Genomic DNA, 24,244 nt, shown 5'->3' on the forward strand with positions numbered 1-24,244 from the left:
CATATGAAAAAGAATGAATTAATGCAATACAGCTGCCCTTTAGGCAAAGCCATGGCTGCTCTGGGAAGTAAATGGAAGCCTATCATTGTACTGGTCATTAAAGACAGAAAGCTGCGCTTTGGAGAACTGGCAGTACGGATTAACGTCATTTCCAGAAAAGTGCTTACAGATCAATTGAGAGAGATGGAAAGTGATGGTCTGGTCATTCGTGAAGAATTTAAAGAACTCCCTCCAAGAGTTGAGTATTCCCTTACAGAGAAAGGACTGGCTTTATTACCTATTCTTTATTTACTGGAAGAATGGGAAGCAAAATATCAGGTCAGTGGAATCCCTTATGAGGATTGTAATGCTATGAAAAAAGAAGCGAAAAAAGCTTTGAATGTTTAATCGTCTGTTTTCAATGAGTATTTTTTCTTTTGTCTTGAAACAAAAGAAAAAAAATTTCAAGACCGGGACCTCATCGCTAAAAATAAATTCTGTTCTCTAAAAATTCTAAACTTGTTTGGTAGCACTATAAGTTTAACTTCTAATTTGTATCCGCACTTCGAACAATAGAATTTTCTTACCATTCACAGAACTTATTTTCTTAACGCTCCGATTTCCAATGCCATAAAAAGGGTAACACCGTTTTCTCAAAACTCAATACCCTTACTATTTCACTTTAATAGCTACCACCATAAGATGAGTATATCGCCAAAGTTCGATACTTATACAGTGTAGAAATTCTCTCATCTTTTATTTAATAATATAATTAAACACTTTCAAAAAGGTAAGTGTATCACCAAAAAGTAAGTATATAGGTTCTGAAATGTTTCTGATGCAAATTTGCAGAAAAAATTTTCATTATGAATTACAAAGAAATTGCCAAAGAAACGATTGGAAGTCTATATAGAGCCCACAACAGCATTAGAAAATTCGGTATCGATGAAAAACTGATCGCCCTGGTGGAACTACGTGTCTCTCAAATCAATGGATGCGCGTATTGTTGCAGTTATCACGCTAAAGAACTCTCCAATTTTGGCATTGAGCAAGATATCATTAACAGGCTTCCGGGCTGGATGCATACCAATGTCTTCAATGATCAGCAAAAGCTTGTTTTAGCATGGGCAGAAGCTCTCACCTACAGCAAAGATGACTGGCAACTGATCAAAGCAAAACTAACAGGGCATTTCACAGAACGGGAAATTGTAGAACTGACAACAAGTATCACCTTAATGAGTACTTTAAATAAATTACGTATCACTTTAGCTGAAGAAGATTAATAAACCAATGCTGTCTTTTTGGCAGCATTTTTATTTGTTAATTTTTAATTCATTAAGTTTTATTTGAATACTTTCAGAATAGTCACCATCAGCATAATTTACAAAACCATTCTCTATTAAAGCTTTTGAACCCGCTTTTGGAATTGAACCTTTATATTTAAAATAAAGCGTATCATTACTTAATTCATAACTCCCTTTGTAAATATCTTTATCTCGCATCATTCCTTGAGAAATAAATTCGAAACTTTTATCATCATACATTTTCAAGTAAATCCAACCTAAAGGAGCTTCTCTGTCTGCTAATAAAACTTCTTTTTTATCCTTTGTACAACTGATAATTATTAATACTAAATATAAAAATCTAAGTTTCATGGTTTGCAATTAATTTTAATAAATATAAATTAAAAACCGCTCCCAAAAGGAAGCGGTTTCAAAATTTATCTGAAATCCAATTAGAATATCGCAGGATATTTCTGAGGATTTGTTTCATTAAACATCGCGTAGATTTTTTCTACCATATCATCTGTAGACGGCTTGCTGAAATAGTCACCATCACTTGCGTACGCAGGTCTGTGATCATTGGCAGAGATCGTCAACGGATCTGAGTCCAGATATCTGAACGCTTTTTGTTTTTCTAAGATTTGCTGCAAAATAAATCCGGTAGTTCCTCCTTCCACATCTTCGTCAATTACAACCAGTCTGTTTGTTTTCTTAACACTTTCAGCAATCTCGTGAGATAAATCGAAAGGTATCAGAGACTGGATGTCGATTACTTCTGCAGAAATGCCTAATTTTTCTAATTCATTAGCTGCTTCTGTTACCACTCTCCAGGTAGAACCGTAAGTTACCAGAGTCACATCTGTTCCTTCTTTAGTCACTTCAATTTTACCTACAGGCACTGTGAATTCACCTAAGTTATCAGGTTGTTTTTCTTTCAATCTGTATCCGTTCAGACATTCTACGATGATCGCAGGTTCATCTGCCTGAAGCATAGTGTTGTAGAATCCAGCAGCTTTTGTTAAGCTTCTTGGAACCAATACCAGAATTCCTTTCGACAGGTTAAGAATACCCGCCATCGGAGAACCTGAATGCCAGATTCCTTCCAGTCTGTGACCTCTTGTTCTGATAATGAGAGGAGCTTTCTGACCTCCTTTTGTTCTGTATTGTACTGTTGCCAGATCGTCGCTCATTCCTTGCAGACAGTAAAGCACATAATCTAAATACTGAATTTCAGCGATTGGTCTTAAACCTCTCATTGCCATACCAATTCCTTGTCCAAGAATCGTTGCTTCACGGATTCCTGTATCGGCGATACGCAATGCACCGTATTTTTCCTGCATTCCTTCCAATCCCTGGTTAACGTCACCGATATTTCCGGTATCTTCACCAAAGATTAACGTTTCAGGATATTTTGAGAAAATTTTGTCGAAGTTATTTCTGATCACTACTCTACCATCTACATCTTCAGAGCTATCGGAATATACAGGTTTGATCTCTTTGATGTTTTCAGCTTTCCACTGAGACTCTGAATATAAATGAGAAGAATAGTTGTCTTTTTCGATTTCGGCTACTTCATTGTACTTCTGCATCAATTGATTTCTCTCAGCAGAATCGGTTCCTCTCGTCACTAATAAAGCTTTTCTTACCAAATGGAATACATCCTTTTTAGCCTTAGAAACCAATTTATTAAACTGCGTGATATATGTTTCTACTTCAGCATTCTGACCTTTAAGGTTTTCTACTAAAGGCAGGATAGATTGAGTTAATTCAGTAATTGCTTTCTGATAATTGTCCCAGGCAGCCTTTTGTCCTGTTTTAGCTTTCTTTTTTGCTTCTTCATCGATTGCTTCCAACTCTTCAGCAGTGGCAATCACTTCTTCTTTTCCGTCAATTTCAATAGAATAGTTTAAAATCCATTCTTTGAATTTTGCCAGTCCGTCATATTCTGCTTCCCAGGCAAGACGTTCTTCATTTTTATATCTTTCATGAGATCCAGATGTGGAGTGGCCCTGAGGTTGGGTAACATCAACAACATGTACTACCACAGGAACGCTTTCTGTTCTTGCAAAGTGTTCTGCTTTAGCATATGCATCCAACAAGGCAGGATAATCCCAGGCCTTCACCTGAATGATCTCACATCCCTGATTTTCTCCATCTTTTCTCTGGAAACCACTTAGCATTTCACTGATATCAGCTTTTGCTCTCTGGTTTTTTGTAGGTACTGAAATTCCGTATCCGTCATCCCAGATCGATACGATCATCGGAACCTGAAGTGCACATGCAGCATTTAATGTTTCCCAGAAGTGCCCTTCTGCGGTAGAAGCATCCCCGATTGTTCCAAAAGCAATTTCATTACCTCCTTTGGAGAATTTTTCAGAACCTTCAAATGTTACACTTTTATAAATTGTAGAAGCCTGAGCTAACCCTAATAATCTTGGCATCTGCCCTGCTGTAGGAGAAATGTCAGAAGAAATATTTTTCTGTGCGGTAAGATCTTTCCAGCTTCCGTCTTCGTTTAAACTTCTTGTTGCAAAGTGTCCGTTCATCTGTCTTCCTGCAGAAGCCGGCTCTCTTTCTACACTGGTATCAGCATACATTTGTGCAAAGAAGCTTTCCACAGTTAAAGCATCTACTGCTAATGCAAAAGTCTGATCTCTGTAATATCCGGAACGGAAGTCTCCATTTCTGAAAACCTTCGCCATTGCCAGCTGAGGAAGTTCCTTACCATCCCCAAAAATTCCGAATTTAGCTTTTCCTGTGAGTACTTCTCTTCTTCCGAGATAAGACATTTCACGAGAGATCCTTCCTAACCTGTAGTCTTCAAGTATTTGATTTTTAAAATCTTGAAAGGATATTTGCTGTGTTTCAATATAGGTTGTTTGCATAGCTAAGTAAAAAAGTTTTTAATCTTCAAGTATTTTGCTAATATACACTTTTTAAATTAATTTTAATTTTTAATAATCTTTTTTAAAAATTTGATAATAATAAAAATTGTGCGTTATTTTGAAAAAAATTGTAAAGATGGAAAAAAAGTCACCTCATATTTTGAATGCATCTAGCAATCTTTTAGGTTTTTCTTTGATTATTATCACCTCATTGAAAATTGCTAAAATAAGTCAGAGTACATATCTGGATGAGTTTGCAGGTTTTGCGTGCATTCTTTTTGCCTGCAGCTGTTTCTTTTCATTTCTGGCCATTAGAACAAGAAAAGAAAAGCGGGAATACACGTTTGAGTCTATTGCGGATTATTTATTTTTAACAGCCTTATTTTGTATAGTTCTAGCCGTTATTATTGTCACTCTAAAAATTATTTAATTTAAAATTTTCGCTCAATTACATAATCCAGCATACTATGTAGGGATCTTCTGGCATCAGAATCAGGAAATTCATTAAGAATAGCTTTTGCTTTCTCCCTGAAATCTTTCATGGCAGTAATGGCATAATCTAATCCACCGGAGTTCTTTACAAATTCTATCAATTCTTTTACCCTTTTTGGATTAGTATTGTATCGTTTTATAGTATCAAAATAATATTTACGATTTTTTTCATCTGCCGTATTGAGAGTATAGATTAAAGGCAGGGTCATTTTCTGTTCTTTAATATCAATTCCTACGGGTTTGCCGATAACATTGGAACTTAAATAATCAAAAAGGTCATCCTTAATCTGGAATGCCATTCCGGTATAGGTTCCAAAATCCATCATTTTCCTGGCAAGAACTTCATCCGTACTGTTTGAAAGAACTCCTATTTCACAACATGCGGCAATTAAAGTTGCTGTTTTCTGACGAATAATTTCATAGTACACCTCTTCTGTAATATCCAGTTTTCTGGCTTTTTCCAGCTGAAGAAGTTCTCCTTCCGACATTTCACGAATAGTTCTAGAAATGACTCCGAGCAAATCATAATCTTTGTGATCTGTAGACAGCAATACTGATTTAGACAAAAGGTAATCGCCAACCAGAACAGCAATTTTATTTTTCCATAATGCATTAATAGAGAAAAAATTGCGACGTTTGAAACTTTCATCTACCACATCATCATGTACCAGAGTTGCGGTATGAATCAACTCAATCATTGAGGCTCCACGATAAGTCTTTTCAGTAACCTCTCCTACCAATTTGGCACAAAGAAATACAAACATCGGACGCATTTGCTTCCCTTTGGTGGTAACAATAAAACGGGTTACTTTATCTAATAAAGGGACTTTGCTCTGCATTGATTCATAAAACTTCTGCTCGAAAAGTTTCATTTCCTCATTGATCGGTTGCTTGATGTCTTCTACAATGTTTGCCACAATCTACGAATGATAGATGAATAATTATTAATTCTCACAAAGATAATTTTTTTCGGCCAATTTTAGGGGAAAATTAATCTTTGAGTTTCTCTTTTGGGATAAAATACAAATAGGGTTTCGTTCTTCCCAGCGGAGACCTGAACTTTTCCCCGGATATATAAATTCCTGTTTCGTCCACAGCAATTCCTTCAATTTGTCCGATTGATAAAGCAGTTCCCAAATAGTAATGTTTAGGATTTTCCTTAAAAAAGATGCCCGGCTCTGTTTCATTAAAAATATCCAAAAAGACTTCTGTTTTCCTGGTATACCCTACGAGATACAGTTTTTTCTCAAAATAAGCAGCATCTGTTACTACATAATTTGTTTTATAGGTTTCTGTCTTTATTGCATCTTGTTTTTCCAAAACATTGGGATCAATCACATAATGAGTTGTTGATTTTGAAACCCACTCTTTTGTAAAAAGATGGATTTTATTGTTGGTAAACACCATTGCTTCCGCATCAAAATCTGTTTTATAATAATTGGATATATAATCACTCTGCTCAGGATAACGAAAAGAGATTTCCTTTATCAGGCTGTTTTGTAAGCTGTCATTTTGCAAAGGAACCTTAAAAATCTTAAGATGTTTTCGGCTTCCATCATTATTTCCAAAATCACCGATATAGAAATGGGCTCCGTCATTCGTTAATGCTTCCCAATCGGTATTTTTGGCGTCTACCTTTAAAGTCTTTAGAATTTCGCCTGTCGTTTTACTGATTTCAAACAATTCAGGAGGATTTCCGCTGTCATTAAATGTATAGAGCTTTCCATTGAAAATATTCAATCCTGATGTTTCCTCAATTTTATCATCAAAGTGGCCTATTCTGTAATTTTTTATTTTAAGAAAATCTGTTTGTTGTGAGAATAGAGTCTGAAAAATAATAAAGGTAAAAAGCAGAAGAGTTTTTTTCATAATGCAAAAATAGGTCTTTCAATTTAAATGGGCAGTGCTAAACGGATGGGTGAAGGTATGAGATACGAGATTCAGGGGTTCGGGGGACTGAGTTTGGGAGGGTAAAAGTTCAATTTACAATTTCTGCATTTTAACGTTCTCTAGGTACTCTGCCAATGTATTTACCTGATACAAAAGAAAAACGGACTAAAAAATCCGTTCCCTTATTTATTTTTCGTTAGTGTCAATGTTGAAATTAAGCAGTTTTTTGTTCTTTCTGATATTCCTGCTGCTCTTTCTTTTTTGCTTGTCTTGCAAAATATTCTTTTTGATATTGTCTTACTGTTTTCCCGGTTCCGTCATGTCTCCATCCCGGAGAGTTAAAAATATAGTTGATTCTGTCCGTAAATTTCAATCCCGGTTGCTTAAGGTCTTTCCATATCTTTCTCCATTCATAGAAAAGTACCGTATCTGGTCTGTTATCCGGCATTTTCGGATAGATTCCATATTTTACAGGGACATTAGGATCTTCTTTTTCAAAGGTTCCGAATATTTTATCCCAAATGATTAAACACATTCCCATGTTCTTATCAAGGTATTTTACATTACACGCATGATGCACGCGGTGGTGTGAAGGAGTTACCAGAATATGTTCTAAAAATCCCATCTTTTTCACAGTTTGTGTATGTACCCAAGTTCCGTATACCTGCCCGATAGCGTAAGCCACCATGATATGCCATGGATTAAATCCTAAGAATGCCAGTGGTGAAAAGTATAAATATCTGTAAAGAGGTTGCAATACAGGGCTTCTGAAACCAGTTGTAAGATTAAAAAACTCTGAACTATGGTGGGTAATATGAACTGCCCAGAATGCTCTGGATCGATGATCTACATAATGTAATACATAATAGGCAAAGTCTGTGATCACAAAACATGCCAGGAGATACCAGATACTCAAATCCCAGGAGAAAATCCTATGGTGATAAAAGAAAAACATCACCCCCATTGCGAAGGCCTTCATGATAAGATCAAGACCAAAGTTCATCAAAGCCAGATAAACATTTGTTGCCAGGTCTTTTCCACTGTATAATTTAGCTTCAGAAACATGACTATAAATCATTTCAGCTAAAATAACTGTTGCATGTAATGGCACTGCCCATGCATATACAGTTTCTAACCCGTCCTCGCTCATAAGAAAATCCATCATCATAAAATAATTTTATGCAAAGGTAGGACTTTAAGAGGTTCTTTAAGAGAATTTTAAGGTTTTTTTAAGGAAATTTTAATCGGTGGTTTTGTTGGCCAATTGCCCGCAAGCAGCATCAATATCACCTCCCCGGCTTCTTCTGACCATTACGGTAATACCTGCATTTTCAAGTTGTCTGATATAATTTTCTTCTGCTTTTTTGTTGCATTGGTCATACTTCCCGTCGCCAATAGGATTATACTGAATAAGATTCACCTTAGATGGCACCTGCTTGCAGTATCTGATTAAAGCTTTGATATCTTCATCACCATCATTAATACCTTTCCATACGCAGTATTCAAAAGTTATCACCGAACCTGTTTTCTGATACCAGTATTGAAGAGCCTCCATAATATCTGTTAACGGAAACTTATCGGAAAACGGCATGATTTCATTACGCTTTGACTCGATAGCAGAGTGAAGTGATAAAGCCAGTTTCACACGCAATTCTTCATCCGCAAGCATCTTCATCATTTTGGGAATTCCTGATGTAGAGACTGTAATTCTTCTTGGAGACATTCCCAATCCTTCGGGTTGGGTAATTTTTCTGATGGCTTCCACCACGTTTTTGTAATTCATCATTGGCTCCCCCATTCCCATAAATACAATATTGGAAAGCGGTCTGTCGAAATACATTTTACTTTGGGTGTCAATCAATGCAACCTGGTCTACAATCTCAGCAACTTCAAGATTTCTCATTCTTTTCAGTCTTGCTGTAGCACAAAATTCGCAATTTAATGAACAGCCCACCTGTGAAGAAACACAAGCTGTAGTTCTTGTTTCTGTCGGAATTAGAACAGATTCTACTAATAATCCATCATGAAGCTTTACTCCATTTTTAATAGTTCCGTCATTACTTTTTTGGAGTAAATCTACGGAAACCGGATTAATGGTATACTCTTCGGAAATTTTTTCACGAAGAGGTTTCGAAAGATTCGTCATTTCATCAATCGAATGGAGGTTTTTGCTCCATAGCCAGTCATAGACCTGTTTCGCACGAAACGGTTTTTCTCCTAAAGATACAAAGTACTCTTTAAGCTGATCTAATGATAATATACGGATGTCTTTCATAATATTAAAGAGCCAAGTTAAAAGTAAAAAGTTTTTAAAGTCTGGTAGTTAACTATTGTGGCCAAAATGTTTTTCAATTCATTACTTTCTTTCAATAAAGCTTTAAATTCTTCATAATTAGCCCCTATTGAAGTTGCTGATTTTCCAAGTTGAAATCTTATTAATTTACTTTCAGTATCATTGGGAAGTGTTCTTAAAATGTAAAACAATCAACTCCAAATGTAAAAGTTCTTGTAAGTAAATCATTTTGTCTCATCCTGACTTGTATTACTTTTAACTTGGCTCTTTTTATTTTTTAAAGGATTAACATTGCATCACCGTAAGAATAGAATTTATACTTTTCTTTTACGGCTTCTTCATAAGCATGCATTACGAAGTCTCTTCCGGCAAACGCAGCAATCATCATCAATAATGTTGATTTTGGTGTGTGGAAGTTTGTGATCATTGAGTTTGCAACTCCAAAATCGTGAGGAGGATAAATAAATTTGTTTGTCCACCCGTTGAAAGCAGATATTTTTTTGTTTGAAGAAACAGAAGTTTCCAATGCTCTCATTGTTGTAGTACCTACTGCACAAACTCTTCTGTGAGCATCTACCGCTTTGTTGATGATCGCAGCATTTTTCTCATCGATGATGATTTCTTCAGACTCCATTTTATGTTTAGAAAGATCTTCTACCTCGATTGGGTTAAATGTTCCTAAACCAACATGAAGAGTCACTTCTGCAAAATCGATTCCTTTGATCTCCAGTTTTTTCATCAAATGTTTAGAGAAATGCAATCCTGCTGTAGGGGCAGCAACTGCTCCTTCAATTTTGGCATAGATCGTCTGATATCTTTCAGCATCTTCCGGTTCTACTGCTCTTTTGATATATTTTGGAAGCGGAGTTTCTCCCAATTCTTTTAATTTCGTTCTGAATTCATCATAAGAACCGTCGAATAAGAATCTTAACGTTCTTCCTCTTGATGTTGTATTATCGATAACTTCAGCTACCAATGATTCATCTTCAGTGAAAAATAATTTATTACCAATTCTGATTTTTCTTGCAGGATCTACCAAAACATCCCAAACACGGGTTTCTTTATCAAGTTCTCTTAAAAGGAAAACTTCGATTTTAGCCCCTGTCTTTTCTTTATTTCCATAAAGACGTGCAGGAAAAACTTTGGTATTGTTGAAAATGAATAAATCATTCTCATCAAAATAATCGACTACATCCTTGAATAATTTGTGCTCAATAGTTTCTGTTTTTCTATCAAGTACCATTAATCTCGCCTCATCTCTGTGCTCTGATGGATGTTCTGCTAATAATTCCTCAGGAAGATCAAAATTAAAATCTGATGTTTTCATTTTTTAAATTACGGTTTAAAAATTATTGAAATTACATGGTGTAATTTTCGGAGTGCAAATATACGACATTCGATACCCCTTTGTCAAGTATTATTTATGATCAAATGTAAAACCGTGATTATACGGGGATTTCAATCGAAAAAAAAGAATTATTTTAGTCTCCTGGAAAAAATAACCATAGAATCAACAAACAAAATTTACTTTTGATTCCCTACGGAATATAAATTGTGCAAAATCAATTCAAATAAAACAGGTATTAATCCATCAAAAAAACTATAATAATGAGCAAGTATTCAATTGAAGCATTTATCAATGAGACAAAAGAAAATCCGCAGCAAAGGGATTATTTTGAACTGGAGACCAAACACCTCCTGGAAATCAACCTGAATAACCAGGCTGTATGGACCAAACGAGGAAGTATGGTAAGCTATGTCGGAAATATCAACTTTGAAAGACAGGGAATGCTATCCGGTGGGCTTGGAAATCTTTTAAAGAAAGCCATTAGCGGTGAAGGAAGCAAACTGATGAAGGCAGAAGGAACGGGGAAACTCTATGTTGCAGACTCCGGAAAGAAAGTTCGTATTCTCTATTTAAATAATGAATCGGTTTGTGTAAACGGAAATGATGTTCTGGCTCATGAACAAAGTGTAAAAAGTGATATTACCATGCTAAAAAGTATTGCAGGAATGATGTCGGGTGGTCTTTTTCAGGTAAAGCTTTCCGGAACGGGGCATATCGCAATTACAACCCATGGTGATCCTTTGACTTTACTGGTAACGCCTGACACTCCGGTCTTCACTGATCCTAATGCTACAGTCGCATGGTCCGGAAACTTAAGTCCTGAACTTAAAACAAATGTTTCCTTCAAAAGCCTTATCGGAAGAGGAAGCGGTGAAGAATTCCAGATGAAATTTTCAGGGAACGGCTGGGTGTTGATTCAGCCTTATGAAGAAGTATACTTTATGGAAAAATAAAGCTACAACCTTGGGCAATTTTTGTAATTTCGTACTAACTAAAACAAAAGCAGATGAATAACCTGATCAAGTTAGTATTCGTACTGGTTATATTTCCTATTACACTTATTGCCCAAGCATCAAAACAAAACTACAAATACAATATTGATCTTCTTCATCTGTCTAATGATGAAGTCAAAGTTTCTTTTACTCCTCCCACAAATAATCTTAAACAGGGGAAATTCGTAATACCAAAGCTGATTCCGGGGTTTTATCAGGCTATGAATTTCGGGCAGTATGTTTCCAATCTTGTAGCCACTGATAAGAAAGGTAAAAAGATCACTACCGAACGTCTGGATCAGAATAGCTGGATCATACATGACCTTAAGCATGTCAACAAAATATCATATCAGGTTGCTGATGGATGGGACTCTTTGGAAAAGGATACCCATGAGGCAAAATCTGCCGGCAGTACATTCATTAAAGACAGTGTTTTTGTTATTAATTATAATTCTTTAGTGGGATATTTTGAGGAGTTGAAAGATATTCCTTATCAAATAACAGTTACAAAAAATAAAGACTTTTATGCTTCTTCTGCACTGGATTATAAACAAAAAAACAAAAATACAGATATAGTCCGGGCAAAAGATTACCGGCAATTGGTAGACTCTCCGGTGCTATATTGTGTTCCCGATACCACCTGGCTTAAAATAGGCCATACTGAAGTGTTGGTTTCATTCTATAACAAGAAAGAACGGCATTATTCCAAAAAAATAGCGCTTGAGATAGAAAACATTCTGAAAAACCAGCAAGCTTATCTGGGAGGTTCCCTACCGGTCAGCAAATATGCCTTTTTGATTTATTATGAATCTTCAAATGAAACAGGATTTATGGGAGACGGACTGGAGCACTCCCAATCGACGGTCTGCCTGTACCGCTCAGGAAGTATGAATTATCTTCCCAATGCCTTAAACAGGGTCGCATCTCATGAATTCTTCCATATTATTACTCCTCTTAATATTCATTCAGGAGAAATCCAGCATTATGATTTTCTGAACCCTTCCCTATCTAAACATTTGTGGCTTTATGAAGGGATGACAGAATATGCAACCATTCACATGCCTATCAAACAAAAAATGATTAGTCTCGATGATTTTGAAAAAAGTATTGAGGAAAAGATAAAAGGAATGAAAGAGTTTGATAACAAGCTTTCTTTTACAGAAATCAGTAAAAATGCAATGGAGAGACAAGACCAGTATATGAATTTTTATCAAAAGGGACCATTACTGGGAATGTGTTTGGACATAAGGTTGCGGGAGCTTTCAGGAGGAAAAACGGGCACCCAGGATCTGATGCTTCAGCTGATGAAAAAATATGGAGCCGGTAAATATTTTAATGATGATGATCTGTTTGATGAAATTACGAAAATGACTTACCCGGAAATACGTATCTTTTTCAAAGATTTTATAGAGGGTACACAACCCGTTCCTTTAAAGGAATATCTGACCAAAGTAGGTTTTAATTATGATGAAGCTACCGGAAAAGTAAGTCTTTTATCCAATCCGGATTCAAAACAGCTGTCTTTAAGAAAAGCCTGGATTGGCCAATAAAACGTGTTTAAAAAACATACCTTCAAGTATTTGCCTTATAAAAACATTACTATGAAAAGAAAACTTTCAGGACTATTGGTGATGATTATTCATTTTGCCTATCCACAGATACAGAAAGTGGAGCAAGTAATCGATTCTTGTGTAAAAAAAGATAATTTTAACGGGGCTGTCCTGGTAGCTCAAAATGGAAAAACGGAGCTTCTTACCTATACAGGTTTATCCAACAGGCATTATAACATCAGTTTTTCTGACGAGACGAGATTTCATATTTTTTCACTTACGAAAACCTTTACAGCGGCATTAATCATGCAACTTTACGAAAAAGGTAAAATTAATTTGGATGCTCCGATTTCCACGTATTACCCGGAGTATAAAGGAGAAGCGGCTAAAAAAGCTACAATAAGGAACCTGTTGACTTACAGCAGCGGCAGAGACAATAAAGACATCAGCTCACCGGAACTTATCCACCAGGCCTATGATAACACTATATGGAACCTGGATGACTTTATCACTACATTTCTCTCTGAAAAACTGGTCGATAAACCAGGGACAAAATTCAGCTATAACAATGGTGATTTCATCCTCCTGGGAAAGATTATCGAAAAAATATATAACAAGCCCTTTGAAGAGGTTTTAAAAGAGCAGATCCTTATTCCTCTTCATATGCAAAATACAGGATTCCTTCATCACAATGACATCATCAGAAATATTGATGAAGGATACTCAGCGGATCCATCTGATCCGTTTGCTCTTCATATGCCAACCAATTCTTATATTGACAATTTTTATTCGGCGGGAGCCATGTATTCTACCCCAAAAGATTTACTCATCTTTGATCAGGCTATATTTAACTCTGTCCTTTTTAAGAAAAAAACATTAGAAACCATGATTACTGCAGATCCCAAACTGGAAGATACCGCATTGGGTTTCTGGGTTTATCCTAAAAAATTCGGAGCTGTCAACACCTTATTTGCAGAACGACAGGGAGAGGGATACGGACATAGCGCCAACTGGGTACATCTGGTAGATAAAAATCTGACAGTCATTATTCTATCCAACACTAAAGACATCAAATACCTGAATAAAATGAGAGAAAAACTGATCAGTGCTTACTACGGGCAATAAAAATAGCTGGTTATTTGTCAGCACTATGCCCGATCATTACTCTCAAACACTCTAATTTCATCATCCCTTCCTTCAAATATATTCACCATTCTTTGAAAAAGTTTTAATATATTTAGAAAAAAAATAGATGAACAAGAGCACTTCCCGCAGAGACTTTATTAAAACTGCAACATTAGCAAGCTTTGGGGCATTGGTTTTACCCAATTCTTTGTTTGCTTATTCAAATGATTTTAAAACAGATAAGAAAGTCCGCGTTGGTTTTATCGGCGTAGGACTTCGTGGACAGGAACATGTAAAATTGCTTGCAAAACGCAGTGATGTAGAAATTATAGCTTTTGCTGATCCGGATAAAAGAATGCTTTCTGCTTCTCAAAAAATACTAAAAGACAACAATAAACCTGCTGCTCAGGAGTTTTCAAACGGTGAATACGACTACAGAAATCTTTTAAAGTCGAAAAACATAGATGCCGTTGTTATTGCTACTCCTTGGGAATGGCACCTTCCACAGGGTGTAGAGGCTATGCGCGCCAGGAAAATTGTGGGGATGGAAGTTTCCGGAGCCATAAAGCTTCAGGACTGCTGGGAATTTGTAAAAGTATATGAGGAAACCAAAGTTCCTATTTTCATGATGGAAAATGTATGCTACCGCAGAGACATCATGGCAATTCTGAACATGGTTCGTAAAGGAATGTTCGGAGAACTGGTGCATGGAAGAGGGGGTTATCAGCATGATTTAAGAGGAGTCCTATTCAATGATGGGGTTACCCCATACAATTCCGGAGCCGAATTTGGTGAGAAAGGCTTCAGTGAGGCTAAATGGAGAACTGAGCATTATGTAAAACGTAACGGAGAATTGTATCCTACGCATGGATTAGGACCTGTAGCCATGATGATGGATATCAATCGAGGAAATCGTCTGACCAGGCTTTCTTCATTCTCGTCCAAATCTGTAGGACTTCATAAATATATTGTTGAACATGCCAAAGGAGGTGAAAATCACCCGAATGCCAAAGTAAAATTCAATCAGGGAGATATTGTAACAACTCAGATTGCCTGTGAAAATGGAGAAACCATTCTTTTAACACATGATACCAGCTTACAAAGACCTTATGATTTAGGATTCAGAGTACAGGGTACAGAAGGACTATGGCAGGATTTCGGCTGGGGAGATTTCAACCAGGGGCATATTTACTTTGAAAAAACAATGAATCACACTCACCGTTGGGACAATACGGAAAAATGGATGAAAGAACACGACCATCCGATGTGGAAGAAATTCGAAAGCACAGCTGCCGGAGCAGGACATGGAGGAATGGATTTCTTTGTTATGAATACTTTTATTGAGTGTATCAAACGAAATATAGAATTCCCGATGGATGTTTATGACCTTGCTTTGTGGTACTCTATCACTCCGTTAAGTGAAGAATCTATTGCCAAAGGCGGACAGGTAGTTGATATCCCTGATTTCACCAATGGAAAATGGAAAACCCGTAAACCTGTATTTGGAATGACCGATGAGTTCTAAAAAAACCTTACTTATACTAGCCGGCGGACTAGGAAGCCGTTACAAAGGATTAAAGCAAATAGACGGAATACTCGATAACGGATCACCGATTTTGGAGTATTCTGTTTATGATGCTCTGGAAGTTGGCTTCCAAAAGATCGTTATTATTATCAACAAGCTGATTCCCCAAAGTTATATTGAGCGACTTACTGCCATATCTGAAGCAAAAGGATTTGAACTTCACTGGATTTTCCAGGAAATAGACAGCATCCGTCTACAGGGGTTTGATTATCCCGAACGGGAAAAACCATGGGGAACCGCTCATGCCGTTTTGTGTGCTAAATATGTCATACAGGAACCTTTTGTCATGATTAATGCCGATGATTTTTATGGTAAAGAAGCCTACCAATTAGCTGCTGATGAAATCGATCATCACCGTATTTCTGAATTTCAGTTTGGAATGGTGGCTTATCCCGTAGGAATCACATTGAGCAGTTATGGAACGGTAGCAAGAGGAATATGCACTTTAGATACTGAAAATTACCTGGTCAAAGTAGAAGAGCAGACCTCTATTCAAAAATTAAATGGTTCAATCATTTACACAGAGGAAGGAAAAAATATTCCCATATCCCCTGATACATTGGTATCCATGAATTTTTTTATTTTCCATCCGCATATTTTCTGTTCCCTGGAAGCTTATTTTTATGACTTTATCGAGTCAGATCCTGCACCCAAGCAGGAATTCTATATTCCTTCTGCAGTACAGAGAATGATGGATGAAGAAAAGGTAAAAGTGCTGGTAAAGACATCAAATTCTCCATGGATGGGAGTCACCTATGCAGACGACAAAAAGAATATTAAGAATTTCCTGATATCGGAGATTCAAAAAAACAAGTATCCGGAAGATTTATGGAAATAAAAGATATTGTAGCTCAGTTTATTGACACCGAAAATTATAGTATTTATCCTATTACAGATGGACTGATCAATACGACTTATCTTTTGGAGGATAAGGATCGAAAGAAAAAGTTTATCCTTCAAAAGATCAATCAAAACGTTTTCAAACAGCCGGAGAACATCATTAATAATCATTTAATGGTTAATGACCTTCTTAGATCCAATAATTATCAATTTCAAATTATTGAGCCTATCCCTTCTCTTACCCATAAACTTCTGATAAAAGATACAGATAATCAGCCATGGCGCATGCTGAGTTTCGTTGAAAACAGCACTACTTTTCTTACCGCTCCATCTCTACAGACGGCTTTTGAAGCAGCTAAAACCTTTAGTTACTTCCTTGCTATCGTAAATACTCAAAAGCTACCTGCCATTGAAGAGACCCTCACCGATTTCCTCAATTTTGAAAAAAGGATCACGGATTATAAAAATTCACTAAAAAATGCAGCACCTCATTTAAAAGAAAATGCAAAGACTGAAATAGAAATCACGAATCAGTTTCTTTCCTTACCAGATCAATGGATAGAAATGGAGAAAAACAATCAAATTCCCAAAAGAATCATCCATGCCGATGTAAAAATCAGCAATATCCTCTTCGATCAAAACCATAAACCGTTGGCTGTAATTGATCTGGATACCATAATGATCTCTACCATTTTATATGATTTTGGAACGATGATCCAATCCTATACCAATACCACCGCTGAAGATGACGGAAGTGCCAAAAATAATTTCAACCCTGAAATGTACCAGGTTGTAAAAGAAGGATTCCTGTTCCACCTAAAAGAAAAATTAACGCCGAAAGAATCCGGCAATCTTGATTATGCAGCACAAGTCGCCATTTATATCCAGGAAGTTCGTTTTTTAACCGATTACCTGAATGGGAGTACGTACTACTCTATCACACATCCCGAACATAATCTGGACAGGACAAAAAATCAACTGGAGTTACTGAAGGGGTTGAGGGAATATTTAGGCGTTTAATAATCCACAAATGGCACAAAAACTATTTGAGCACTTAAATTATTTTAAGTGGCCCCCTTACTTATTCGATGTCATTATAAGCCTATTGAAGAAAGCTTAAATATTTACAATAGAAAAAAATGCATTTTTTTGATTAAGAAAACCTGCTCAATCTGCAAGAGTCTACTATTTCAAAAATTCAAGAATTTTTTTCCACCCTTCGAGTTTTTTCTCAAATGGGATGGTATATGCAGGACTTGTTGAAGGGAGTAAAAATATAGGTAAACTGCTATTCTTCCCTAATAGCTTAATCAAGTTTTTGTAGGATTTCCCGCCATTGCAGAAAATGGCTTTGATATCCGGATATTCTTCCAATAATCCGGCAATCTGGTTAGCTTCTTCATTTCTGATCTCAGAGTCCAGACTTCCTTTTCTTTCACAGGAGTCGATAACGTCCCAAAGGGCAATATGATATTTCTTTATCGTTTCAATTCTTTGGAAATAATCTTCAGTAAACTCTTCATTCATCAATTCAAAGATAATTCGCCAGAATTTGTTCTGAGGGTGGGCATAATATTGCTGCTTTTCCAGGGATTTACCTCCCGGAATGGAGCCAAGGATTAAAATTTCAGACTGTGAATCAATAATAGGTGGAAAAGAAGAAATACGATTTTGCATAATCAAATATATACATTTTGGCTAAAGCCGTTGGAATTTTGCATAATAAAAAAGCGGGCTAAAGCCCGCCTCTATTAATATTTTTTATAATGTTTCTTTCAACCAGTCAAAGAATTCTCTCTGCCATACCAATCCGTTTTGTGGATGAAGTACCCAGTGATTTTCATTCGGGAAATAGACTAATTTTGATTTCAACCCTCTTAATTTTGCCGCCTGAAAAGCTTCTTGCCCTTGCTCATAAGGAACACGGAAATCGATTCCTCCCTGAACAATCATAATTGGTTTATTCCATTTATCTACAAAATTGCTTGGATTGAATTCTGTGTAGGCTTTTGGTTGTGGCTTCTCCCATGGTGAACCAATATCCCAATTGGCAAACCAAAGTTCTTCAGTCGTCAGATACCATGATTTCATATCAAATAATCCATCGTGGGCAATGAATGTTTTGAATCTGTTTTCGTGGATTCCAGCCAACATAAATACGCTGTATCCTCCGTAGCTTGCACCTACTGCTGCTACTCTATCACCATCTACATACGGTAATGTTTTGGCGTAATCTGTAGCGGCAAGGTAATCCCTCATCGGTTGTCCGCCCCAGTCTTTTGAAATATCTTCATTCCATTTGGTACCCCATCCAGGCATACCTCTTCTGTTCGGAGCTACCACGATATAGTCATTGGCTGTCATCAGGGCGAAGTTCCATCTTACGCTGAAGTATTGTGTCAATGCAGATTGCGGACCTCCCTGGCAGTATACCAATGTCGGATATTTTTTATTCGGATCGAAATTAGGTGGATAGTGGAACCAAACTCCCATTTCTTTACCATCTGAAGTTTTTACCATTTTAAGTTCAGATTTGCCTTGAGCCAACTTAGCATAGGCATCTTTATTCGCTTCAGTCACCTGTTTCATTTCTCCGTTTTTAAGGTTCACAGAGAATAATTCCGTAGCATGGTTTACATCTGTTCTTCCTACTAATAGAGAAGTTTTATTGTCGGTGAAAATTTCGTTAACATCAAAATCTCCTTTGGTGATCTGTTGTACTCTTGCAGATTTAGCATCAAGTGAGAAAAGCTGTTTTGTTCCTCTGAAAGCAGCCGTAAAGTAAATCGTTTTTGAGTCTGCTCCCCAAAGTACATCTCCTGAAACACTATCATCCCAGCTTGCCGTAAGATTCGTAGTTTTTCCGGTCTTCCAATCCATGATTTTCACATCATTCTTATCGGCTTCATACCCATCTCTGGCCATACTCTGCCAGATCAGAGATTTACCATCCGGACTAAATTTAGGATTTAAATCATACCCTTTATTAGGTTCTGTAAGATTTTTTGTCGTCCCTGAAGCCATATCATAGGCAAAAATATCCGTATTGGTACTTGTTGCATATTCTTTCCCGCTTTTAGGCTTTGTAACATATAAAAGCTGTGCAGAATCCGGGCTCCAGATAAAATCTTCGGCACCACCGAAAGGTCTCTGAGGAGAATCCCAGGTCTTTCCTTCCAACAGATCTTTTGCTGCATCTACTTTATCAGAAGTGTTGACAACAAATACATGGTTGTATTTTCCTTCATTGAAATAATCCCAGTGTCTGTGGTTCAGGTCTGTATATACCTGTGCTGTTGTTTTAGGGGTATCGGCATATTTATCTTTCCCCATTAATTTTTCAACCAAAACCTGCTTACTGAAAGCGATTCTTTTACCATCAGGGGAAATAACAATATTGTCAACTTCACCGATAGTATAAAATTCACTCCATGTTTTTCCGGCGTCTTTAGAAAGATAGATCTTATCTCCTTCCTGCGCATAAATCCCGTTTTTATCCCACTGGATCAGAGATTTTTTACCGAAATCAATTTTAGAAGATTGGCTATTAAGAACATTCAGAAAATAGTTCTCACTCTTTGTTTTTTCTGTTTTCAGATCTACCTGCCCTACTTTGTAAATAAGGGAAGCCTGATCCGGTGAAACAGCCTGTACTCCAACTTTTTTCAAAGTCCAAAGAATTTCAGGCGTCATTACTTGTTGTGCATTCATTAAAAGCGGAGCTGCCAGAGCCAGCAGGCTGTACTTAAGTTTCATATGTTACTATTCATTTTTAATGGAATGATGAAATCCGGCAGATTTTTTTCACTCCTTTTATTAAATTCAAAGATTGCCAAAGTTAATATTTAAAATAAAAACTGACGAAAAAATTAACACTTAAGTTTTCCTAAATTAAGATCATTCATTTATCTCTTGATAAATTTTACTAATTTTAGAAAAAACTAAACACCCATTTTCCATGAAAAAATTTTTACTTTCTTCATCGCTATTTTTATCGTCATTCTATTTTTCACAAATAACAATACTGCCCGCTGCAACTCATTACAACAGTACATATCAGGCTACTATTTCGGGAAACGGAACAATTTATTATACGACTGACGGAAGTACACCCACACTAAGCTCGGCATCAGCAGTCAACACTATGCAGATTCCTATTGATCAGAATAAGGAAATCAAAGCATTTCTTGTTAATGGGCAGGGAAATTCTTCAGCGATAATCAGTAAAAAATATTATACCGGAAATATTCCGCCAGCAGTTATTTATTTTAAAGCACCTTCTACATGGACGGCAGGAAGCTGTGTAATGATTGATATGGTTAATCCCAATTCAATTGACGGATTTGTCATTGATAGTTTCTGGCCAGGCACAACGATGCAGCCTGCAGGATGTGAGTCCTGGTATAAAATTACCAAAAATTTTGACAATGCTAACCTACGCTTCAACAACTGTTTCCTTTATGAGAATTTTCCTCAAGCCATCAGTACGGATCTGATTCCGGCGGGAAGCACTTTATATTATGACTTTACAGACGGAATTATTGCAACTCCGCCTTCATGCTTATTTTTAGCGAGTCATGAAACGGTGTCAAAAAATAAAGATGTTTTGATCAAAGTGTATCCGAATCCTGTTTCAGATATTTTAAAAGTAAATACTGACCGTCATTTTCAAGAATATCAAATCATAGATGTCAATGGAAAAGTAGTTATAGAGAATCCATTTGCAAAAGAAATTTCTATTAGCCATCTTATTTCAGGAAATTATTTTCTAAAATTAAAAGACCAGCAAGGGAGTTTAGTTTTACTGAAATTCATTAAAAAATAAAAAAACCGCTGGTTAAGCGGTTTTTGTTTTGATATATTTCTAATTCTTTATTCTCCATCTGAGAACATCGAATTGGCCAGAGAGGTCACAATTGATAGTAGAATACTGAAGATAAATGCCCACCAGAAACCGTCTACTACCATGCTATCTATAAAATAATCGGCAATCATAATAATGGCCGCGTTGATGACCAATGCAAAAAATCCCAGCGTGATAACAGTCAGCGGAAGTCCGAAAAGGCTTAAGATTGGTTTTACAAAGATATTGAGTACTCCAAGTACAAGAGCAAAAATAATGGCTGACGAAAATCCTTCAAACTTTACTCCCGGTAAAATTTTTGTTAAAAGATAAGCAACTATTGCCGTTACAAATAATCTGATAATTAAGTTCATATCGTTATTTTTTTAATGTTTATGGGGCATATGGAGCAAAAGCTATTCCATTTTTGTGAAAATTTTTCAACAAAATATCCTATTTAAAGAATATTTTAATAGCTTCTATCTTATTTTCATCATGGTTACCAATGAAGTAGCCACATGGCTTTCCGATCCTGACTCTTCGTGCACCACATAAATTTCCGTTCTTACAACGCTGATTTTCGTTCCCCCTTTGATAACATAAGATTTGGAGACCAAAGCATCTCCTATTGCCGGACGAAGGTAATTAACCTTCAACTCTACCGTCACTACATAGCAATCTTGTTCATAATGACTCACCGCAGCATATCCTGAAGAAACATCTACCAGAGAAGCAATCATGGCTCCATTGAACATTCCCGCTTTTCTGGTCATCATTTCCATTTTGGGGATTTTAATTGAGATAAAATCAATTTCTGCTTCCAATAATTCGGCACGATAAAATTTCAATGTTTCCGAACGGTTAAAGCTGTCTGTGATGAGTTTCTTTTTCTCTGGTGTCATTGTTCTCTAATTTGAATGTAAATGTAGTGGATTGATTTAAAAAGTAAGTAATCATGCGGAAAGATTTTCAAACTAAGGCAAAGGAAACTGAGAAAATAAAAAACAGGAGGAGAAAAAAATAAACCTATTATAAATTTTTGCCTTTTGCTCAACAAAAAAACAGCATTTTTCATAGGGAAATATTAGCTTTGCAGAAAAGGATTGATCCTATGGGGGTTAAAAAGTTTTTAGTATTTTCAGGGTTGCTGACAATAGGTATTTTGCAGGCACAAACCCTGCATTTATATGGAGGTGCTGATCAGAACCAATATCTGGGCTGTATCAACTGTGATACTTTTGATAAAAATTCAGTGTGGAATAAGTTTAGTGATTACGGAAATGCATTCAGTTCAAAATCCATCTGGAATACCAACGGAAACTATGGAAGTACCTACAGTACTTATTCTCCATGGAGTGCCTACGCTTCTTACCCTCCGGCAATTCTTGATGAGAACGGGAACTTTTTCGGATATCTTACCCTGAACCCCTATAAATCGGAAAGATCTGAACTGGAACTTGCTTTGATCTTATGCAAGCATCATGACGATATCAAAACGGATATTGATGGATGGTATGAAAAATTGTTCCGGTAATGGTCATGAACAAATTATTGTGAGTGATGTGGTAAAAATATCACTTTGTCAAATCATGAGTTTGATCTGCCCTCGATAGAATGGGAATGATAACATTTTTGACTGAGCTATTTAGTAAAATATAGCAGGTTTGACTGGCAATCAAAAGATCACAGGCTCCAATCCCGTATTCTCCACTGTATACAGTTTAAAAATAGCGACACAAATCTTTCTGTTATGTCGCATTGTTATCAATTTTCTTATAATTCTTTATTTTGACTCTTTAAATTCTTATAAACCCTAATAAAAATCAGGTTCCCTGGACGAAATAAAGCTTTATCACTGTCTGGAATTACTATAAATAAAGTTATATTTGCTACTTCTTTATTTTTAATAAGACTAAATAATAATAAAATGCAGCAGATTGGTAAAAAGAAGTCGAAGGGTACTTTAAAAAAATATATTCTGAAAGCACACTTATGGCTTGGGCTGATATCTGGAATCATCGTATTAATAGTTTCTTTATCGGGAGCATTTTTTGTTTTTAATGAAGATATCACCGCAGCAATGCGTAAAGAACATATCTTTCATGGAGAGAAAGATATTCAGCATAAAAAGCCGATCCCTTTACGAGAGTTAAAAGACCTTGTGAACGCTCAGCTGAAAAATGAAATCGTAAAAACAGATGAAGTTACCATTCCTATAGATCCTGCCCGTTCCTATCAATTCGGACTGATTAAAGGTAACCCTGATGGGTGGAATCACTTCAATAGCATTATTGTCTATAAAAACATTTATGTAAACCAATATACCGGAAAGGTACTTGCCATATATGATGTAAAAAACAACCCTTTCTTTATTTGTATGGCTCTGCACCGGTCATTATTACTAAGCAACAAGGTAGGCGGTACTATTGTAGGAATATCCACCATTATCTTTGTAATAATGCTGATTACAGGGATTATCCTTTGGTGGCCGAAGAATAAAAAAATGCGCAAACAGCGTCTATGGTTTCAATGGGAGAAGGTAAAAGGCTGGCGACGCAAGAACTACGATGTGCACAATATCCTTGGTTTTTATGCTTCTTTTTTGGCCATTATTGTAGCGATTACCGGGATCATGTATTCGTTCCGTATTACTCAGATGTGGGTTTATTTTGTACTTAATGGCTTTTCGACTGCTACACCCGATTACAGTCAGTACAAAACAACCGCTCCGGAATCTGTTGAAACGACAACCACTATAGACCGTATCATAGAACAGGTAAAAACTCATTATCCGGAAGCGTATTCTTTTGGAATTGATCTGGAAGACCATGCTGAGGCTGATCACAAACACGATAACCTAAGCATTTGGATTAAAGAAAAAGAATTCACCTATGCCGAGTCGTCCATGATGATCTTTGATGAACATTCAGGGAAGCTTCTGCTGAGTCACCCCCACAAAGACAAACCTGTGGCTGAACGAGCAACAGATGCTACCTATGATTTGCATGTGGGAGCCTTCTTTGGAATGCCAGGAAAAATACTGGCCTTCATTATGAGTTTATTCTGTGCATCATTGCCCATAACAGGGTTTATGATCTGGTGGGGACGAAAAAATAAAAAGAAAACAACAACCTAAAAT

The 24,244-nt window shown here is 36.5% G+C and carries 23 protein-coding genes; 12 read left to right on the top strand and 11 right to left on the bottom strand.

From position 1 onward, the window contains the following. The first annotated feature begins 3 nt into the window (after positions 1-3). Complete coding sequence (locus C1631_RS06530) at positions 4-387, top strand: winged helix-turn-helix transcriptional regulator (RefSeq protein ID WP_103248935.1); 384 nt, start codon at positions 4-6, stop codon at positions 385-387. Between the two features lie 458 nt (positions 388-845). Then, entirely contained in the window at positions 846-1,262 is a 417-nt protein-coding gene (locus C1631_RS06535; RefSeq protein WP_103248936.1) for a carboxymuconolactone decarboxylase family protein, read from the top strand. Between the two features lie 30 nt (positions 1,263-1,292). Here the strand turns inward: C1631_RS06535 and C1631_RS06540 are convergent, their stop codons facing one another. Next, entirely contained in the window at positions 1,293-1,634 is a 342-nt protein-coding gene (locus tag C1631_RS06540) for a hypothetical protein (RefSeq protein WP_109711218.1), read from the bottom strand. Between the two features lie 80 nt (positions 1,635-1,714). Then, positions 1,715-4,147: an alpha-ketoacid dehydrogenase subunit alpha/beta gene (locus C1631_RS06545; protein WP_109711220.1), complete on the bottom strand. Its 2,433-nt coding sequence runs from the start codon at positions 4,145-4,147 to the stop codon at positions 1,715-1,717. Between the two features lie 118 nt (positions 4,148-4,265). Here C1631_RS06545 and C1631_RS06550 point away from each other — a divergent pair, with 118 nt between their 5' ends. Beyond that, the gene (locus C1631_RS06550; protein ID WP_228441066.1) at positions 4,266-4,577 is read left to right on the top strand and encodes a hypothetical protein; all 312 of its coding nucleotides are present in this window, start codon (positions 4,266-4,268) and stop codon (positions 4,575-4,577) included. Between the two features lies 1 nt (position 4,578). On the opposite strand, the gene C1631_RS06555 is transcribed toward C1631_RS06550, so the two are convergent. The 5 genes from C1631_RS06555 to queA all read right to left on the bottom strand — a co-directional run bounded on the left by C1631_RS06555 (position 4,579) and on the right by queA (position 10,149). Further along, positions 4,579-5,556 (bottom strand): polyprenyl synthetase family protein, encoded by a 978-nt coding sequence (locus tag C1631_RS06555; protein ID WP_109711222.1) that lies wholly within the window; start codon positions 5,554-5,556, stop codon positions 4,579-4,581. Positions 5,557-5,629: 73 nt separating this feature from the next. Further along, positions 5,630-6,508 (bottom strand): hypothetical protein, encoded by an 879-nt coding sequence (locus C1631_RS06560; protein ID WP_109711224.1) that lies wholly within the window; start codon positions 6,506-6,508, stop codon positions 5,630-5,632. A 235-nt stretch (positions 6,509-6,743) separates the two neighbouring features. Beyond that, on the bottom strand, positions 6,744-7,694 hold the full coding sequence (locus tag C1631_RS06565) for a sterol desaturase family protein (RefSeq protein WP_103248335.1): 951 nt from the start codon (positions 7,692-7,694) through the stop codon (positions 6,744-6,746). Between the two features lie 75 nt (positions 7,695-7,769). Further along, positions 7,770-8,804: a dual-specificity RNA methyltransferase RlmN gene (gene rlmN, locus C1631_RS06570; RefSeq protein WP_103248333.1), complete on the bottom strand. Its 1,035-nt coding sequence runs from the start codon at positions 8,802-8,804 to the stop codon at positions 7,770-7,772. Between the two features lie 295 nt (positions 8,805-9,099). Next, positions 9,100-10,149, bottom strand: coding sequence for a tRNA preQ1(34) S-adenosylmethionine ribosyltransferase-isomerase QueA (gene queA / locus C1631_RS06580; protein WP_109711226.1), 1,050 nt, complete (start codon positions 10,147-10,149; stop codon positions 9,100-9,102). A 281-nt stretch (positions 10,150-10,430) separates the two neighbouring features. On the opposite strand from queA, the gene C1631_RS06585 reads away from it, so the two are divergent. From C1631_RS06585 to C1631_RS06610, 6 genes are all read left to right on the top strand, one after another. Further along, a complete protein-coding gene (locus tag C1631_RS06585) occupies positions 10,431-11,123 on the top strand; it encodes an AIM24 family protein (RefSeq protein ID WP_109711228.1) in 693 nt (230 codons plus the stop codon). A gap of 53 nt (positions 11,124-11,176) precedes the next feature. Further along, a complete protein-coding gene (locus tag C1631_RS06590) occupies positions 11,177-12,712 on the top strand; it encodes a M61 family metallopeptidase (protein WP_109711230.1) in 1,536 nt (511 codons plus the stop codon). 51 nt (positions 12,713-12,763) lie between these two features. Beyond that, positions 12,764-13,837, top strand: coding sequence for a serine hydrolase domain-containing protein (locus C1631_RS06595; RefSeq protein ID WP_185144648.1), 1,074 nt, complete (start codon positions 12,764-12,766; stop codon positions 13,835-13,837). Between the two features lie 127 nt (positions 13,838-13,964). After that, positions 13,965-15,362 (top strand): Gfo/Idh/MocA family protein, encoded by a 1,398-nt coding sequence (locus C1631_RS06600; protein ID WP_103248816.1) that lies wholly within the window; start codon positions 13,965-13,967, stop codon positions 15,360-15,362. After that, the gene (locus C1631_RS06605; protein ID WP_103248815.1) at positions 15,352-16,260 is read left to right on the top strand and encodes a sugar phosphate nucleotidyltransferase; all 909 of its coding nucleotides are present in this window, start codon (positions 15,352-15,354) and stop codon (positions 16,258-16,260) included. The genes C1631_RS06600 and C1631_RS06605 overlap by 11 nt, the downstream gene beginning before the upstream one ends. Continuing rightward, positions 16,251-17,282, top strand: coding sequence for a phosphotransferase enzyme family protein (locus tag C1631_RS06610; RefSeq protein WP_109711232.1), 1,032 nt, complete (start codon positions 16,251-16,253; stop codon positions 17,280-17,282). Before C1631_RS06605 ends, C1631_RS06610 begins: the two co-directional genes overlap by 10 nt. 165 nt (positions 17,283-17,447) lie before the next feature. On the opposite strand, the gene C1631_RS06615 is transcribed toward C1631_RS06610, so the two are convergent. Further along, on the bottom strand, positions 17,448-17,939 hold the full coding sequence (locus tag C1631_RS06615; RefSeq protein ID WP_109711234.1) for a DNA-deoxyinosine glycosylase: 492 nt from the start codon (positions 17,937-17,939) through the stop codon (positions 17,448-17,450). Between the two features lie 84 nt (positions 17,940-18,023). Then, on the bottom strand, positions 18,024-20,018 hold the full coding sequence (locus tag C1631_RS06620; protein WP_109711236.1) for a S9 family peptidase: 1,995 nt from the start codon (positions 20,016-20,018) through the stop codon (positions 18,024-18,026). A gap of 202 nt (positions 20,019-20,220) precedes the next feature. On the opposite strand from C1631_RS06620, the gene C1631_RS06625 reads away from it, so the two are divergent. Then, positions 20,221-21,087 (top strand): T9SS type A sorting domain-containing protein, encoded by an 867-nt coding sequence (locus C1631_RS06625; RefSeq protein ID WP_109711238.1) that lies wholly within the window; start codon positions 20,221-20,223, stop codon positions 21,085-21,087. A gap of 47 nt (positions 21,088-21,134) precedes the next feature. On the opposite strand, the gene C1631_RS06630 is transcribed toward C1631_RS06625, so the two are convergent. Next, complete coding sequence (locus C1631_RS06630) at positions 21,135-21,479, bottom strand: phage holin family protein (protein ID WP_103248527.1); 345 nt, start codon at positions 21,477-21,479, stop codon at positions 21,135-21,137. 105 nt (positions 21,480-21,584) lie between these two features. Then, the gene (locus tag C1631_RS06635; RefSeq protein ID WP_103248526.1) at positions 21,585-22,007 is read right to left on the bottom strand and encodes a PaaI family thioesterase; all 423 of its coding nucleotides are present in this window, start codon (positions 22,005-22,007) and stop codon (positions 21,585-21,587) included. Between the two features lie 188 nt (positions 22,008-22,195). Between C1631_RS06635 and C1631_RS06640 the strand changes: the two genes are divergently transcribed. Together C1631_RS06640 and C1631_RS06645 are read left to right on the top strand one after the other, a co-directional pair. Beyond that, positions 22,196-22,639: a hypothetical protein gene (locus tag C1631_RS06640; protein ID WP_123966612.1), complete on the top strand. Its 444-nt coding sequence runs from the start codon at positions 22,196-22,198 to the stop codon at positions 22,637-22,639. Positions 22,640-23,032: 393 nt separating this feature from the next. After that, on the top strand, positions 23,033-24,241 hold the full coding sequence (locus C1631_RS06645; RefSeq protein ID WP_109711240.1) for a PepSY-associated TM helix domain-containing protein: 1,209 nt from the start codon (positions 23,033-23,035) through the stop codon (positions 24,239-24,241). Positions 24,242-24,244 lie beyond the last annotated feature (3 nt).

The organism is Chryseobacterium phosphatilyticum (assembly GCF_002899825.2).
Taxonomy (GTDB): Bacteria; Bacteroidota; Bacteroidia; order Flavobacteriales; family Weeksellaceae; genus Chryseobacterium; species Chryseobacterium phosphatilyticum.